General features: G+C 68.0%; 13 protein-coding genes. 2 read left to right on the top strand and 11 right to left on the bottom strand.

What is annotated here, in order from left to right:
- Window positions 1-43 precede the first annotated feature (43 nt).
- Both ACFY5D_RS08550 and ACFY5D_RS08545 read right to left on the bottom strand, forming a co-directional pair.
- The gene (locus ACFY5D_RS08550; RefSeq protein ID WP_387527840.1) at window positions 44-1,033 is read right to left on the bottom strand and encodes an adenosine deaminase; all 990 of its coding nucleotides are present in this window, start codon (window positions 1,031-1,033) and stop codon (window positions 44-46) included.
- On the bottom strand, window positions 1,030-2,019 hold the full coding sequence (locus ACFY5D_RS08545; protein ID WP_387527838.1) for a nucleoside hydrolase: 990 nt from the start codon (window positions 2,017-2,019) through the stop codon (window positions 1,030-1,032). Before ACFY5D_RS08545 ends, ACFY5D_RS08550 begins: the two co-directional genes overlap by 4 nt.
- A gap of 306 nt (window positions 2,020-2,325) precedes the next feature.
- Between ACFY5D_RS08545 and ACFY5D_RS08540 the strand changes: the two genes are divergently transcribed.
- Window positions 2,326-3,534 carry an MFS transporter gene (locus tag ACFY5D_RS08540; RefSeq protein WP_387527835.1) on the top strand — a complete coding sequence of 403 codons (1,209 nt, stop codon included), beginning with the start codon at window positions 2,326-2,328 and terminating at the stop codon, window positions 3,532-3,534.
- Here ACFY5D_RS08540 and ACFY5D_RS08535 read toward each other — a convergent pair.
- From ACFY5D_RS08535 to ACFY5D_RS08505, 7 genes are all read right to left on the bottom strand, one after another.
- Window positions 3,531-4,235: a response regulator gene (locus tag ACFY5D_RS08535; protein WP_387527832.1), complete on the bottom strand. Its 705-nt coding sequence runs from the start codon at window positions 4,233-4,235 to the stop codon at window positions 3,531-3,533. The two genes, ACFY5D_RS08540 and ACFY5D_RS08535, sit on opposite strands and share 4 nt — an antisense overlap.
- Window positions 4,232-6,736 carry a DUF4118 domain-containing protein gene (locus ACFY5D_RS08530; protein ID WP_387527829.1) on the bottom strand — a complete coding sequence of 835 codons (2,505 nt, stop codon included), beginning with the start codon at window positions 6,734-6,736 and terminating at the stop codon, window positions 4,232-4,234. Before ACFY5D_RS08530 ends, ACFY5D_RS08535 begins: the two co-directional genes overlap by 4 nt.
- Window positions 6,737-6,739: 3 nt before the next feature.
- Window positions 6,740-7,351 carry a K(+)-transporting ATPase subunit C gene (kdpC, locus tag ACFY5D_RS08525; protein WP_387527826.1) on the bottom strand — a complete coding sequence of 204 codons (612 nt, stop codon included), beginning with the start codon at window positions 7,349-7,351 and terminating at the stop codon, window positions 6,740-6,742.
- Window positions 7,352-7,422: 71 nt separating this feature from the next.
- Window positions 7,423-9,588 (bottom strand): potassium-transporting ATPase subunit KdpB, encoded by a 2,166-nt coding sequence (gene kdpB, locus ACFY5D_RS08520; RefSeq protein WP_387527823.1) that lies wholly within the window; start codon window positions 9,586-9,588, stop codon window positions 7,423-7,425.
- Between the two features lie 6 nt (window positions 9,589-9,594).
- Window positions 9,595-11,262, bottom strand: coding sequence for a potassium-transporting ATPase subunit KdpA (kdpA, locus tag ACFY5D_RS08515; RefSeq protein WP_387527821.1), 1,668 nt, complete (start codon window positions 11,260-11,262; stop codon window positions 9,595-9,597).
- A complete protein-coding gene (gene kdpF, locus ACFY5D_RS08510) occupies window positions 11,262-11,351 on the bottom strand; it encodes a K(+)-transporting ATPase subunit F (RefSeq protein WP_387527818.1) in 90 nt (29 codons plus the stop codon). The genes kdpA and kdpF overlap by 1 nt, the downstream gene beginning before the upstream one ends.
- 236 nt (window positions 11,352-11,587) lie before the next feature.
- Window positions 11,588-12,109 (bottom strand): hypothetical protein, encoded by a 522-nt coding sequence (locus tag ACFY5D_RS08505; protein ID WP_387527815.1) that lies wholly within the window; start codon window positions 12,107-12,109, stop codon window positions 11,588-11,590.
- 250 nt (window positions 12,110-12,359) lie between these two features.
- Between ACFY5D_RS08505 and ACFY5D_RS08500 the strand changes: the two genes are divergently transcribed.
- Window positions 12,360-13,100, top strand: a complete 741-nt coding sequence (locus ACFY5D_RS08500; RefSeq protein WP_387527812.1) for a SurA N-terminal domain-containing protein — start codon at window positions 12,360-12,362, stop codon at window positions 13,098-13,100.
- Between the two features lie 33 nt (window positions 13,101-13,133).
- On the opposite strand, the gene ACFY5D_RS08495 is transcribed toward ACFY5D_RS08500, so the two are convergent.
- Window positions 13,134-14,387, bottom strand: a complete 1,254-nt coding sequence (locus ACFY5D_RS08495; RefSeq protein ID WP_387527810.1) for a sensor histidine kinase — start codon at window positions 14,385-14,387, stop codon at window positions 13,134-13,136.
- Window positions 14,374-15,030: a response regulator transcription factor gene (locus ACFY5D_RS08490; protein WP_387527807.1), complete on the bottom strand. Its 657-nt coding sequence runs from the start codon at window positions 15,028-15,030 to the stop codon at window positions 14,374-14,376. Before ACFY5D_RS08490 ends, ACFY5D_RS08495 begins: the two co-directional genes overlap by 14 nt.
- Window positions 15,031-15,147: the final 117 nt, after the last annotated feature.

The following is a 15,147-nucleotide window of genomic DNA, read 5'->3' as shown; positions in this document are numbered from 1 at the left end:
CAACAGGGCGGGCATTGCTTTGCTCAGGGGTCCTGGCTCGAATCTAGCGTGATCCCAGCCAGACGTTCACTTCGCCCAAAAGCATGGCCTTGGTCGGATCGTCGAGGAAGGAAGCCTCGATCGAGTTCCTGGCCAGCACCGCCTGGTCATCGCGGCTCAGGTCGAACTGCCCGATGACCGCGGCGAAGTTCGCGTCCAGGTAGCCGCCGAAGTAGGCGGGGTCATCCGAGTGGATGGATACCTTCAGGCCCAGGTCCAGCATCCGCCGCAGCGGATGATCGGCGATGGTATCCACCGCCCGCAGCCGCACGTTCGAGAGCGGGCACACGGTCAACGGCATCTGCTCGGCCACCAGCCGTTGTACCAGGGCCGGGTCCTCGAGGCAGCGAATTCCGTGATCGATGCGTTCGACCTTCAGCAGGTCAAGGGCCTGGACGATGTACTCGGCGGGGCCTTCCTCGCCGGCATGGGCAACGACGTGCAAACCGTTTTCACGGGCGTAGGCGAAGACCTCCTGGAACAGGATCGGCGGGTAGCCGAGCTCCGAGGAATCCAACCCGATGCCGTCGATGGCGTGCTTCTCCTGCACCAGGGTGCGCAGGATCCCCATGGCGGATTCGGCGGGGGCATGGCGCCAGAAGCAGGCGATGAGCCGGTGCGTGATGCCCCAGCGGGCAAGCCCCTCGTCGAGGCCCGCGCGGATCCCGGCGATCACCTCGGTCAGCGTCAGGCCGCGTTCGAGGTGGGCCTGCGGGTCGAAGAACAACTCAACGTGCCGCACGCCCGATTCGTGGGCGCGCAGCAGGTAGGCGGTGGTGATCTCCTGGAAGTCCGCGGCGGTGCGCAGAACAGCCATGTTCGTGTAGAACAGGTCGAGGAAGGACTGCAGGTTGCTGAAGTCGTACTGTTCGCGCAGCTCCTCCAACGAGGGCCACGGCAATTCGATGTTGTTTTGCCCGGCCAGACGCAGGATGGTCTCGGGCTCCAGCGTCCCTTCCAGGTGTATGTGCAGTTCGGCAACAGGCAATTTCACGGGCGGGCCACCGACTGCGCGTCGGCCAGCGCCAGGGTTCCGCGCATGATCTCCTCGATGGCGCCATCCTCGGCTTCCAGCACCACGCGGCAGTGCGCGCCCGACGGCTTGGGGTAGCCCTTGTAGAGCCCGCGCAGGTCGCAGATGGTCTGCCCGCGGCCGGGGCCGTCGGTGGCGTCCACGACCACGCGAGCGTACGGGGCAGAGGTAGCCTGCACCCGCCCGACGGCGATGGCCGCGGCCAGCGGATCGTGCATGACCGAGCAGCGGCGGCCGAAGACGCCCTTGTAGAAGTCGAAGTAGTAGTCGAGCATCGACCCGACGGCCTGCACCGCGGGGGACTCGCTGGCCTTCAGGCGTTCGAGATCGGCCTCCTCGAGCACGTGGGACATCGTCACGTCCAGCGGCACCAGGACGATCTCCCAATCCGCGGCGAAGACCTCCGCTGCGGCTTCCGGGTCGTTGTGGATGTTGGCCTCGGAGGCCGGGGTGATGTTGCCCGGTGCCATGGCGGCGCCGCCCATGATGGTCAGCTCGCGGACGAGGCCCGGAAGCTCCGGGTCCAGGCGCAGCGCCGCGGCGATGTTGGTCAGCGGGCCGATGGCGATGACGCGCAGCTGGCCGGGGGTTGCCCGGGCCAGGCGCACCAGCATCTCGGGTGCCGTCTCGGGGGCGAGTTCCAGGCCGGCGTCGGGCAGCTCGACTTCGCCGATGCCGTTCTGGCCGTGCACGTGGGGAGCGCCGCCGCCGTAGGGACGTGCCTGCGGGTCGTGGTGCCCCAGGGCCACCGGGACGTGCCCGTGTCCGGCCAGCGCCAGGAGGTTCTGGGTGTTGGTCGCGCCCTGCAACGCATCAGTGTTGCCGCTGACCGAGCCGACGCCCACGAGGTTCGCCCCGGATCCGAGCAGGTATGCAAGTGCCAGGGCATCGTCGATCCCGGTGTCGCAATCGAGGAATACGGGGGCGTTGTCGGGGGTGGTGTTCATGCGTTGGTCCTTGGCTTTGGCGTGCGAGTTGGCTACAAGGATACCTGCCACGCTCCGGGGAGCCGGTGTTGGACGCCGTTGGTCGTCCCGGTGGAATGGGGCGTTTCCGGATCCGGGTTCCCCTGGCCGAGCGTACCCGCAGGGGCCGCCTTCGCGGGGGAGAAGGCAGGGCCGGCCGTCATCAAACCCGTGGACATAGGTCAAACATGAAACACTGGCCTGAAATGCGTTTGTGCAGCCACGCAGGCCATCGTGCCGAGGAGCCTGTCGCGCACCCTGTCGATCTGAAAGCCGAGCCCCGCCGTCGTGTCACGACCCGCAAGACCCTGGTTCCCCGCAGCGCTGTCCCTGACGATGGTCGGCTGGGGTGCCAACCAGTTTGTTTCCCTGCTGGTCTACTACAGGCAGCACCACGGCTTCTCCGAGGTCCTTGTCACCTCGATGCTGGGCATCTACGTCGCGGGCCTGGTTCCGGCGCTGCTGTTGGGCGGGCGCTATTCGGACAGGACCGGCCGCAAGCGCGTGACGATTTTTGCCGTGTCCCTCTCGATGGTCGCGAGCGTTGCCATGATGGGCGCGGTCTTCGGGGCCGCGCCGCTGTTCATCGGCCGCCTCCTGGCGGGAACCGCCACGGGCCTGGCGATGGCCGCGGCGACCAGCTGGGTCAAGGAACTGTCCCAGGCCCCGTGGGACCTGAAATCGGTCCCCGGAGCCGGAGCCCGACGGGCCTCCCTGATGACCGCGGCCGGATTCTGGCTGGGCCCGGTGACGGGCGGTCTGCTGGCGGCTTGGGCGCCGGCCCCGGAGGTCCTGCCCTACGCGGTGCACATCCTGTTGTGCGTTCCGCTGCTGGCAGTACTGGCCCGGATGCCCGAAACCACGACGGCGCACCAGCCACGGACTTCCCTCGCATCCGGTGCGCCGCACCCTGGCGAGGGACGCAAGCGCTTCCGGCTGGTGGTTGCCCCGGCCGCGCCGTGGGTGTTCGCGGCCGGGACCACCGGCTTCGCCGTCATTCCCGCCGTGGTTCCCGGTCTGGGGGAGGGCCGCCTGGCCTACGCCACGGCGGCCGTTGCCATCACGCTGGGCTGCAGCGTGCTGATCCAGCCGTTGGCCAGACGAGTGGACACCGTCCGCAACGCCAGGTCCTTGCTGACGGGGCTTTGCGTGGTGCTGCTGGGCCTGTGCCTGGTGTTGCTGGCGATTCTCACTGCAGTCCCGGCGCTGGGGCTGGCGGCCTCGGCGGTCCTCGGCTGCGGCAGCGGCCTGCTCATGGTCGGCGGGTTGCTGGAAATCCAGCGTGCGGCCGGGGCCCACGAGCTCGGTGCGCTGACCGGGTTCTTCTACACGCTTGCCTATGCGGGATTCCTGGCCCCGACCATCGTGGCGTTCCTGGCCCAGTGGATCGGCGGCGCCTGGATCCTGGCGGGCATGGTCCTGCTGTGCGCCGCGTCGCTGGCCACGGTCGCACTGAACTCGCGCAAGCACCTGCCCCACGCACTCGAGAGGGTCTAGACGGTACCGGATCCCTCGGCCCGGTCCGGGACGAACCTGTAGCCCATGCCGGGCTCCGTGAGCAGGTAGCGGGGCTCGGCCGGGGCGGCCTCCAGCTTCTTGCGCAGCTGCCCCAGGTAGAGGCGCAGATACCCGGTCTCCTTGACCAGATGCGGCCCCCACACCTCGGTCAGCAGGGTCTGCTGGGTGACCAGCTTGCCCGGGTTGTTCAGCAGCACCTCCAGCACCCGCCACTCGGTGGGCGTCAACCTGACGGGCTTTTCCGGGGTTCCCCGGGTGACTTGCTTGGCCGCCAGGTCGACGTTCACGTCCCCGAACCGGATGACCGGGACCTCCGGCGCGCCGGGAGTGCGCCGGGAGAGCGCGCGGATCCGCGCCAGCAGCTCCTCGGTGGAGAACGGCTTGGTGACGTAGTCGTCGGCCCCGGCATCGAGCGCCGCGACTTTGTCCGAGGCGTCGCTGCGCCCGGAGATCACCAGGATGGGAATCGAAGACCAGCCGCGCAGCGCGGCGATCACCTCCAGCCCGTCCAGCTTGGGCATGCCCAGGTCCAGCAGCACCAGGTCCGGGTGGGCCGCCACGGCCAGGCGCACCGCGGCCGCCCCGTCCGCGGCGGGAACCACCTCGTAGCCGTAGGCGCCCAGCGTGATGCGCAGGGCGCGCAGGATCTGCGGGTCGTCGTCGGCAATCAAGATCTTCATGCGGTTGGTCCTGCATCCTCGGGTTCCGGTGCCGCCGGCAGCGACAGCACCATGGTCAATCCTCCGCCGGGGGTGTCCTCCGCGGCCAGCGACCCGCCCATGCCCTCCGCGAAACCGCGGGACAGCGCCAGGCCGAGGCCCAGGCCTGTCAGGTTGTCGGTGTCCCCGTGGCGCTGGAACGGGACGAAGATCGCCTCCTTTTCCGCGGCGGGGATGCCGGGGCCGAAGTCGATGACGCGGACCTCGGTGCGGCCGGCAAACTGGCTGGCGGCCAGGATCGGGCGCCGGGCGCCGGCCCCGTAGCGCAGGGCGTTGAGCAGCAGGTTCACCACGATGCGCTGCATCAGGACCGGGTCCGCGGTCAGCTGGTCCAGGTCCTGCGGCACGTCCACCTCGATCTCGGCGGGCCCCAGCCCGGCCTCCTCCAGCGCGGGCAGCAGCACGTCCTCGACGGAAACCACGGACATGTTCACGCCCAGCATGCCGGCCTGCAGCCGCGAGACGTCCAGCAGGTCGGTGACCAGGACGGAGAGCGAGTGAAGCGACTCGTCGGCGGTCTCCAGCAGGTCCGCACGGTCCTGTTCGCTGTAGGCGACCTCGGTGGAACGCAGCGACGTCACGGCCGTGGTGGCGGCGGTGAGCGGGCGGCGCAGGTCGTGCCCGACGGCCTGCAGCAGCGCGCTGCGCACGCGGTCCGCCTCGGCCAGCGGTGCCAGTTCGCTGGCGGCGGCGGAGACGGCCCGGAAATCCAGCACGGCCTCCAGCTGGGAGACGATCGCGGTGAGAGCCCGCCGGTCCGCGGCGGGCAGGTCCCGGCCGTGGAGCTCGAGGACCGCGTGTCCGCCGACCGGCATGGTGGTGCCCGCGGGCCCGGGGCCCGGGGTTCCGGCGGTGTGCACCTCGCCGTTGGCCTCGACCAGCCGCACGCCGCCCAGGGCAAACGCCTCGCAAGTCTGGTTGACCAGGGCCTCCAGCGCGTCGGCGCCGCGCAGCACGGAGCCGGAGACGGTGGCCAGCAGCGCGGACTCCGCGGCGGACCGGGTGGCGGCGCGGTGCCGCCGGGCGGCCTGGTCCACCACCACGGAGACCAGGATGGCGATCAGGATGTACAGGATGAGCACCACCAGGTGCGTGGGCTCGGCGATGGTGATGGTGTACAGCGGGGCGATGAAAAAGAAGTCCAGCGTCAGCCCCGAGAGCAGCGCGGCAAAGACCGCGGGGAAGAGCCCGCCGACCAGTGCCACGACGACGACCAGCAGCTGGTAGGCGAGCACGTCGACGGTGATGGAGTCGTCCGACGCCTGCAGCCCCTTGAGGAACCAGGTCAGCAGCGGCCCGCCGAACAGCGCCAGCACGAATCCGGCCAGCGTCCGGCGCCGGGTCAGCGCCCCGCGGGAACGCGGCAGCCGGTGCCCGGTGGCGGCCGCGGCGTGGTTGACCATGTGCACGTCGATGTCCCCGCTCAGGCGCACGATGCCCGCCCCGATGCCCGGCCCGGTCAGCGCCGTCGCCAGCTTGGAACGCCGCGAGGCGCCGATGACCAGCTGCGTGGCGTTGGAGGCCCGCGCGAACTCGACCAGCGCGGACGGCACATCCTCCCCGATCACCTGGTGGTAGGTGCCGCCGAGCCGCTCGACCAGCAGCCGCTGGTCGGCCAGCACCTTGGGGTGCGCGGCGAGCAGCCCGTCGGGGGCCGTGACGTGCACGGCGGAGAGTTCCCCGCCGCTGCTGCGCGCGGCGATGCGCGCCCCGCGGCGCAGCAGCGTCTCCCCCTCCTCGCCGCCGGTCAGCGCGACCATGACGCGTTCGCGGGTTTCCCAGCGCGTCGAGATGCCGTGTTCGGCCCTGTACTTTTCCAGCGCGGAGTCGACCTCGTCGGCCAGCCAGAGCAACGCGATCTCGCGAAGCGCGGTCAGGTTGCCGAGCCTGAAGTAGTTGGACAGCGCGGCGTCGATGCGCCCGGGCGGGTAGATCAGGCCCTCGCCCAGCCGGGCGCGCAGGCCCTCTGGGGTCAGGTCCACCAGCTCAATCGCGTCGGCGGCGCGCAGCACGGCATCGGGGATGGTCTCGCGCTGGGCGGCCCCGGTGATGTCGCGGACCACGTCGCCCAGGGACTCGATGTGCTGCACGTTGACCGTTGAGATCACGTCGATCCCGGCGTCGAGCAGCGCGTGCACGTCCTGCCAGCGCTTCTCGTTCCCGCCCGTGCCCACGTTGGTGTGCGCCAGCTCGTCCACCAGCGCGATCTCCGGCGCCCGGGCCAGCACCGCGGCCAGGTCCATGTCGCTCAGCTGCACCCCGCGGTGGGTGAACGCCCGGCGGGGCACCACCTCCAGGCCGTCCACCAGGGCGGCGGTGGGTTCGCGGTCGTGGGTTTCCACCAGCGCGAGAACCACGTCGCGGCCCTCGGACGCCAGCTGGTGCCCTTCCTGGAGCATGGCGTAGGTCTTCCCGACGCCGGGGGCGGCACCCAGCAATACCCGCAGCGTTCCGCGTGTCATACGTTAATTCTCCAGCCCCGCAAGGGCAATGTTCAGCTTCAACACGTTAACCCGGGGTTCCCCGAGGAAGCCGAGGTCCCGCCCGATGGTCTGCTCGCGGACCAGCGCCACCACCTGGGCAGGGTCCAGGGAGCGCGCCTTGGCCACGCGTGCCGCCTGGTCCAGGGCGTTGGCCACGGAGATGTCCGGGTCCAGCCCGGAGGCGGAGGCGGTCAGGGCGTCGGCCGGAACCACGGCGGTTCCCGGGTTCGCGGACAGGTAGGCGGCCTTGCGCTCCGCGATGGCCTCCAACAGCTTGGGGTTCTCCGGGCCGAGGTTGGATCCCGAGGACGCGGCGCCGTCGTAGCCGTAGCCCGCGGCCGAGGGTCGGGGCTGGAAGAACGCGGGGTCGGGGTTGCCGGAGGCGTCGTTGAACGCCTGCCCGATCAGCGCCGAGCCGACCGGGCCCGCAGGGGCCGGGGCCTCAAGCAGGGAACCGTTGGCCTGAGCGGGGAAGGCGAGCTGCCCCGCGCCCAGGATCGCCGCCGGGTACAGCACGCCGAGCGCCAGGGTGAGGATGAGCATGGTGCGCACCGACACCCAGAGGGTGCGGGGCCAGGATCGTATGGTGGCCATGATGTGGGGTCATTCCTTTTCGGAGGAAGGGACGGGGGAGGGGGCAAACGGTGGGACAAACGGGACGTGCATCAGAAGCCCGGGATCAGCGAGATGAGCATGTCGATCAGCTTGATGCCGATGAACGGGACCAGCACTCCGCCGACCCCGTAGATCATCAGGTTGCGGTTCAGCGTGGCCGCGGCCGAACGCGGGTGGTATTTCACCCCGCGCAGCGCCAGCGGGATCAAAAAGACGATCACCACGGCGTTGAAGATCACCGCGGAGAGGATCGCCGAGGCGGGGGTGGAGAGGCCCATGATGTTCAGGACCGCCAGACCCGGGAACACCACGGAGAACATGGCGGGGATGATCGCGAAGTACTTGGCCACGTCGTTGGCGATGGAGAACGTGGTCAGCGCGCCGCGGGTGATCAGCAGCTGCTTGCCGATGCGCACCACGTCGATCAGCTTGGTGGGATCCGAATCCAAATCCACCATGTTGCCCGCCTCCTTGGCGGCGGAGGTGCCGGAGTTCATCGCCATGCCCACGTCCGCCTGCGCCAGGGCCGGGGCGTCGTTGGTGCCGTCGCCGGTCATGGCGACCAGGTTGCCGCCGGCCTGCTCGCGCTTGATCAGGTCCATCTTGTCTTCCGGCGTGGCCTCCGCCAGGTAGTCGTCGAGGCCGGCCTCCGCGGCGATCGCGGCCGCGGTGCGCGGGTTGTCGCCCGTGATCATGACGGTGCGGATGCCCATGGCGCGCAGCTGGGCGAAGCGTTCCCTCAGCCCCTCCTTGACCACGTCCTTGAGGTAGACGACGCCCAGCACCGACGCGGTGTCCCCGGTGCGGGTGGCGACCACCAGCGGGGTTCCGCCGGCGTCGGAGATCTTCTCCACCACCGCGTCGAGTTCCTTCCTCCGTGCGGCATCCAGCGGCGAGACCTCGGCGGTCCAGGCCAGGATCGCCGAGCCGGCGCCCTTGCGCAGTGCGCTGCCGTCGGCGAAGTCGATGCCGCTCATGCGGGTCTGGGCGGTGAATTCGACGGGAACGCCGTCCGGGTTCCGGTTGGCGGCCACGCCCAGGGTCGCGGCGAGCGCCAGGATCGACTGGCCCTCGGGTGTCGGGTCGGCTCCCGAGGCGTCGGACGCGGCGCGTGCCAGCTCCTGTTCGGTGCATCCGGCCAGCGGGTGGAACTCGGCGGCCTGGCGGTTGCCGTAGGTGATGGTGCCTGTCTTGTCGAGCAGGAGCGTGGTCACGTCGCCGGCGGCCTCCACCGCGCGCCCGGACAGGGCCAGCACGTTGTGCTGGATGAGCCTGTCCATGCCGGCGATGCCGATCGCGGAGAGCAGCGCCCCGATGGTGGTGGGGATCAGGCAGACCAGCAGCGCAACGAGCACCGGAAGCCCCACCTGGGCATTGGAGTAGGCGGCCATCGGGTTCAGCGCCAGCACGACCACCAGGAAGATGATCGACAGCGTGGCCAGCAGGATGTTCAGCGCCACCTCGTTGGGGGTCTTCTGGCGCTGGGCGCCCTCGACCAGCCTGATCATCTTGTCCACCAGCGAATCGCCGACGGCCGTGGTGATCCGCACGACGATCGCGTCGGAGATGACCTTGGTGCCGCCGGTGACGGCCGAGCGGTCGCCGCCGGATTCGCGGATGACGGGTGCCGATTCGCCGGTGATGGCCGACTCGTCGACCGCGGCGATGCCGTGGACGATTTCCCCGTCCCCCGGAACCAGCTCTCCCGCGACGACCCGCACATGGTCGCCGATGCGCAGGTCGGTGGAGGGAACCTGCGTGGTCGGCTGGTTGGTGCCCGCGGGATCTACTGTGGGGTCGTAGCGATCGAAGCGGGCCGCCATGGTGGAGGTGCGGGAGGCGCGCAGCGATGCGGCCTGCGCCTTGCCGCGGCCCTCGGCCACGGCCTCGGCCAGGTTGGCGAAGAGCACCGTGAGCCACAGCCAGAGGGACACCGCGGCGGTGAAGCCGACGGGGGTGCTGGCGTTTTCGGCCGCCGGCGGAAGGAAGGGCTCGGCGATGGCCAGCGCGGTGGTGAGCACCGCTCCGATGAGCACGATGAACATCACGGGGGAGCGCCACATCTGCCGCGGATCCAGCTTCTTGAACGTACCCGGAAGGGCGGCGCGGATCTGGGCAAGGCTCAGGGCGCTGGACCGCGGGGCGTGCGGATGGTGGTGGGCAGGGGCCGCCGGTTCGACCGGCGGTTCTGTCGGGGGCTTGGTGAGAGTGGACATGGGAAGTTAGAGCAATCCTTCGGCTAGGGGGCCCAAGACAAGGACCGGGAAGAACGTCAAGGCCGTGACGATGAGGGTGATGCTGCCCAGCAGGACCGAGAACTGGGGTTTGTGGGTGGGAAGGGTTCCCGCGGTGACGGGGACGCGATCCTGAGCCGCCAGGGTGCCGGCCAGCGCAAGCACCCAGAGGATGGGCAGGAAACGGCCGAGCAGCATGACGATGCCCAGGGTCGTATTCAGCCAGGGGGTGTTGGCGGTGAGCCCGGCGAAGGCCGAGCCGTTGTTGTTGGCGGCGGAGGTGAAGGCGTAGAGCACCTCGGAGAAGCCGTGCGGACCGGGGTTCAGGATGGAGACCGATTCGATCTCGGCGCGGATCCCCGGGATGGCGAAGCTCAGTGCCGTGAAGGAAAGGATCAGCGTCGGGACCGTGAGCAGGTAGAGCGAGGCGAGCTTGATCTCGCGCGAGCCGATCTTCTTGCCCAGGTACTCGGGGGTGCGGCCCACCAGGAGGCCGGCGATGAACACCGTGATGATGGCCAGGACCAGCATGCCGTACAGGCCGGATCCGACGCCGCCGGGAGCGACCTCGCCCAGCATCATGTTCAGCAGCGGCAGCATCCCGCCCAGGGCGGTGAAGGAGTCGTGCATGGAGTTCACTGCGCCGGTGGAGGTCAACGTGCTGGTGGTGCCGAAGAGCGTCGACCCGCCGATGCCGAAGCGTTGTTCCTTGCCCTCCATGGCGGCGCCCGCGGCCTGCGGGCCGGTTCCGGCCCCCGCGTATTCAAGCAGCGTCAGTGCTGTGAGTGAGACCAGGAACAACCCGGCCATGACCGCCAGGATCGTGTAGCCCTGCTTCTTGTTTCCGACCATGACGCCGAAGGTGCGGGTCAGGGCAAAGGGGATGGCCAGCATCAGCACGCACTGGAACAGGTTGGTCAGCGGCGAGGGGTTTTCGAAGGGGTGGGCGGAGTTGGCGTTGAAGAACCCGCCGCCGTTGGTGCCCAGGAGTTTGATGGCTTCCTGCGAGGCCACGGGCCCGCCGGGAATGGACTGGACCCCGCCGCTGAGTGTGGTCACGTCGGTGAACCCGTTCAGGTTCTGGATGACGCCTCCCGCCAGCAGGAGGATTGCCGCGATTGCCGCCAAAGGCAGCAGTAGTCGCACAGTGCCGCGCACCAGGTCAACCCAGAAGTTGCCCATGGTCGAGGCCTTGCGTGAAGCCAGACCGCGGATGAGTGCCACCGAAACGGCCAGACCGACCGCGGCGGAGGCGAAGTTCTGAACGCCCAGACCGGCAGCCTGCACGAAGTAGCCCATGGTTGATTCGCCGGAGTATGACTGCCAGTTGGTGTTGGTAACGAACGAGGCGGCGGTGTTGAAGGCGAGGCCCGAGGGAACCGCCGGCAACCCCAGGGCCAACGGCAGCCAGGCCTGCAGGCGCTGGAGCGCATAAAGCAGGACCACGCCGATCAACGAGAAGGCCAGCACCGAGCGTGCGTAGGCCTGCCATGTCTGGGCGGCGGAGGGATTCACGCCCATGGCCCGGTAGAGGCCGCGTTCGACCTTCGTGTCCCGCGTGGAGGTGTATACCCGGGCCATGTAGTCGCCCAGCGGGCGGTAGAGAACTGCAAGGACCAGAGCCAGGGCTGCGGCCTGGGCGATGGTGAACCACATCAGAATCGCTCCGGCTTCAGCAGTGCGACGAGAAGGTAGGCAACTCCGGCGACGCCGAGCGCGGCGGCGACAAGCTCAAAAATGATCAAAGCTTTTCCACCGCCCGCACCACGAGTCCCAGCGCGCCGAACAGCGCGAGGGTGGCGAATAGATACAAGATGTCGAGCATGATGGGCGACGGCCCTCCTGATGGATACGGTGATGACATTTCCATCAGATACCCGCCGGAGCGTCGTGAACCCGATCCTCACGAAATCCTTACGCCACCGTGCCAAAGCCCTACGCCGCGCTGACGCCGGCGGCAGGGAAAGCCGCTGTCAGCGCGCTATTCGACGACCCGGAACTCCTCGTATGGGGTGGCGCAAGCAACGCGTATGACGGCCAAGCCGGACTGGCCGAATCCCGGATTCTCGATGCGGTTGTTGCGGCCGGTGTCGTCGCACCAGTCGACGCCATAGGGCGTGGCGGAGACGCTGTAACTGCCGGGTTTCGTGGTGGCCGGAATGCGCAGGGTGTGCTCAAAGGAGCCGGCATCGCCCATGGGTGCCAGCTCGGTGAGAATCACCGCGGACTGCTCGTCCAAGAGCTCGATCTGGATTTGGGCGCGCTCGCCGTAGCGCGGATTGCAGGTGGCGTCCGGAGCCGAAACGGTGAGCGATTCACCCGCCTTCAGGCTTGTGGAATCCAAGACGTATTCGGGCGGCATGCACGGCGGTGCACCGGAGAACGGCGGTTGGCATCCCGAGACCAGCAAACTCGCAGCACCGGCCAACGTCAGGCCGAATACCGTGCGGATCAGGCGTTTTGTAGCGCGATCGGTGTGGCCGGAACGTGAATGGAAGTTCATGGACATCATCCTCCCGTACCGAATGAGGATTATCTGTGACGAATCCAAATCGTGATGCATATGTCGAGGCGCTGCGGCAACACACCGACCTTCTCCCGCAACCTCGCTGACGACGACGCAAAGGCTGGTGCCCGGAGGCCCCCGTTGACGGGAACGCGGTGGACGTTCGGATTCAGCCCGGTGCCAGCTGCACCTGTTAGTGTTCCAATGGTTGTCTTAGCACCGGGAGTGAACTGTGAATAAAAAGTGGATGGCGTCCATCGTCCTGATTGCCTCGTTGTCGTTTGTGACTGCGTGCAGTGCATCGGCCGAGCCGGAAGCCAGCCCATCTGCCAGCGAATCCACACCGGCGTCACCAGACGCCGAGGCAAGTGCGCCAAAACCAGACCTGTCGGGCGTTCCCGATCTGGTGGCCACGGTGAACGGCGAGAAGATTTCCAAGGCCGACTTCACCCGCATCTATGAGGGGCAGTTCCAGCAGGTGGCGTTGCAGGCGCAAATGTCGGGCCAGGAACTCGACCAGGCGCAGCTGAAGAAGCAGACGGCCGAAGGCCTGGTGAACACCGAATTGCTGATCCAGCAGGCGGCGAAGGAAAAGATCTTTGCCACGCGCAAGGACCAGGAGCAGGCGCTGGCCGATGTTGCCAAGAGCAACAAGATGAGCAGCACCGAATTCCTGAAGTCGATGGAAGCCCAGGGGCTTGACGAAAAGTCGGTCCGCGCCCAGCTGCGTACCCAGCTGGAAGTCGAACGCCTGATCGCGAACGAGGTGGGGGATTTCAAGCCCACCGAGGCGGAACTCAAGGCAGCCTATGACGTGCTGCTGGCGCAGCAAAAGGCGAAGGGTTCGCCCGCGAACACCGAGGTCCCGAAATTCGACCAAATCAAATCGGAGTTGGCCCAGCAGCTGAAGCTGCAAAAGGAAGCCGCCGCGGTCAAGACCTATGTGGAGAAGCTCCGCAAGGGCGCCGAAATCAAGATGTACATGTAGCCAAACACTCGAACTGTGGCACAGTCCGCCCGGCTATTCGCTGGGAACGCTCGCGCCGGGGAACGTCACCGTCACCCGCAGCCCGCCTGTTGGCTGTGCCTCCAAGGCCAGCGCTCCGCGATGCCGCTCGACGATGGCGGAGACGATCGACAGGCCCAACCCGTGTCCCTTGCTGCCCGACGAGGAGGTGCGGCCCGCCGCCCGGAAGAAGGGTTCGGTCAGGCTTTGCACCGTGCCCGGATCGAGCACAGGCCCGCTGTTGGTCACTACGACCGTTGCCTCGCCGTGGGCCCCCGACGAGGCAGTGCGGATGGACAGGTGCCCGTCGGCATCGGTGTTGTGCCGGATGGCGTTCTGCACCAGGTTCGTCAGCAGCTGGCGGATCAGCACCGGGTCCCCTGCCATGGGGGCGGCATCCAGCGAGAGTTCCACCGTGATCCCGCGGCCGGCGGCTTCCGCGGCGCAGGCCTGTGCGACCTCGGCCGCGGTAGCGGCCAGGTCGATCGGCTCGGTGCGGGCGGTTGAGGAATCGACCCGGGCCAGTTCCAGCAGGGCACGGGTGATCTCGATGCTGCGCTCGTTCATGATGCGCAGCCGATGGAACACCTTGGCTACGTCGGGGTCGTCGTGCCGGGCGATGGCCACATCGAGCATGGCGCGACTGGTGGCCAGCGGGGTGCTCAGCTCGTGGGAGGCGTTCGAGGCAAAGCGCTTGGACGCAGCGAAGGAACGCTCCAGCTGTTCGAGCATGGTGTCGAAATTCGTCGCAAGCTCGGAGATCTCGTCACGCGGACCGGTGAGCCCGATGCGCTGGCCCAGGTCCCCGTGTGTCGCGCCGCGTACTGCCGCATTGATGTACTGCAGCGGCTTGAGCATGCGGCCCGCGACCGCCCAGCCCACGGCAACTCCGATGACCGCCAAGATCACCAGGACCACCACAGAGACCGCCAGCAGCAGGTTGAGCATCTGGTCGGTGGAGGTGACAAGCAATTCGGAGGAAGGCACCGACGGCACCGCGGGGATACCGTCCTCGGGGATGCCGACAACGGGCGCCGACGGATCGGGAGTGGTGCCGGGAACTGCGGTCGCCGCCGGGGCAACAGTGGAGGCCGCCAGGTCATAGGTCGGAACGAAACGCATGAAGACATATACGAGGCCGAGCATGACGAACCCGGACCCGGTGAGCAGTGCGGAATAGGTCAGGGCGAGGCGCATGCGGACCGTGGCCCGGTATCTGCGGATCCCTTGGCTTGGTGCTTCCTGGTGCGGGATTCTAGACGAAGGCATATCCGGCTCCCGAAACGGTCTTGATGGGGCTGGGCTCGCCGAGCTTGCGGCGCAGCGTGCTGATGGTGACCTTGACGGCGTGGGTGAACGGGTTGGCGTTTGCATCCCATGCCTGTTCCAGAAGGGTCTCGGCGCTGAGCACCCCGCCGCCCGCCTGCATCAGCAATTCCAAGACGGTGAATTCCTTCGGGGTGAGCTGGATCGGGGTCCCGTCCCGGCTCACTTCCCGCCGGGCGGAATCAACGCGGATCCCGCCACGCTCGAGCACCGGCTGCAACGTGGTGAATTTCCGCCGGCCCAGGGCCCGCAGTCGCGCAATCAATTCGGAGAACTCGAAAGGCTTGGCCATGTAGTCGTCTGCCCCGAGTCCCAGACCGGCCACGCGTTCCTCGAGGTGTCCGGCCGCCGTGAGCATCAGGACCGCCGGGGCCTGCGGGTCCGCGGCCAACCGGCGGCAGACCTCGTCGCCGTGGACCCCTGGAATGTCCCGGTCGAGCAGCACCACGTCGTAGTCGTTCTCCAGCAACGCGGCCAACGCCGCATCGCCGTCACCAACCATGTCGGCCGCGATCGCCTCCATCTCCAGCCGTGCGTGGATCGCCTCGGCCAGGAATTCTTCGTCTTCCACGATCAGGACCTTCACGTGTGCCGTCCCGCTCCCTTCGCGATTCGCCTGCTGGTTACCCTCACAAGTCAATCAGGAAACCGGTTGTGAAAAGGTAAGGGCCGCCCTTTACCTTCCTTAAACCCTGTTTCTGGT

It is taken from the genome of Paeniglutamicibacter sp. NPDC012692 (assembly GCF_042901625.1).
Lineage (GTDB): Bacteria > Actinomycetota > Actinomycetes > Actinomycetales > Micrococcaceae > Paeniglutamicibacter.
This window is presented reverse-complemented; position numbering and strand designations above follow the sequence as displayed.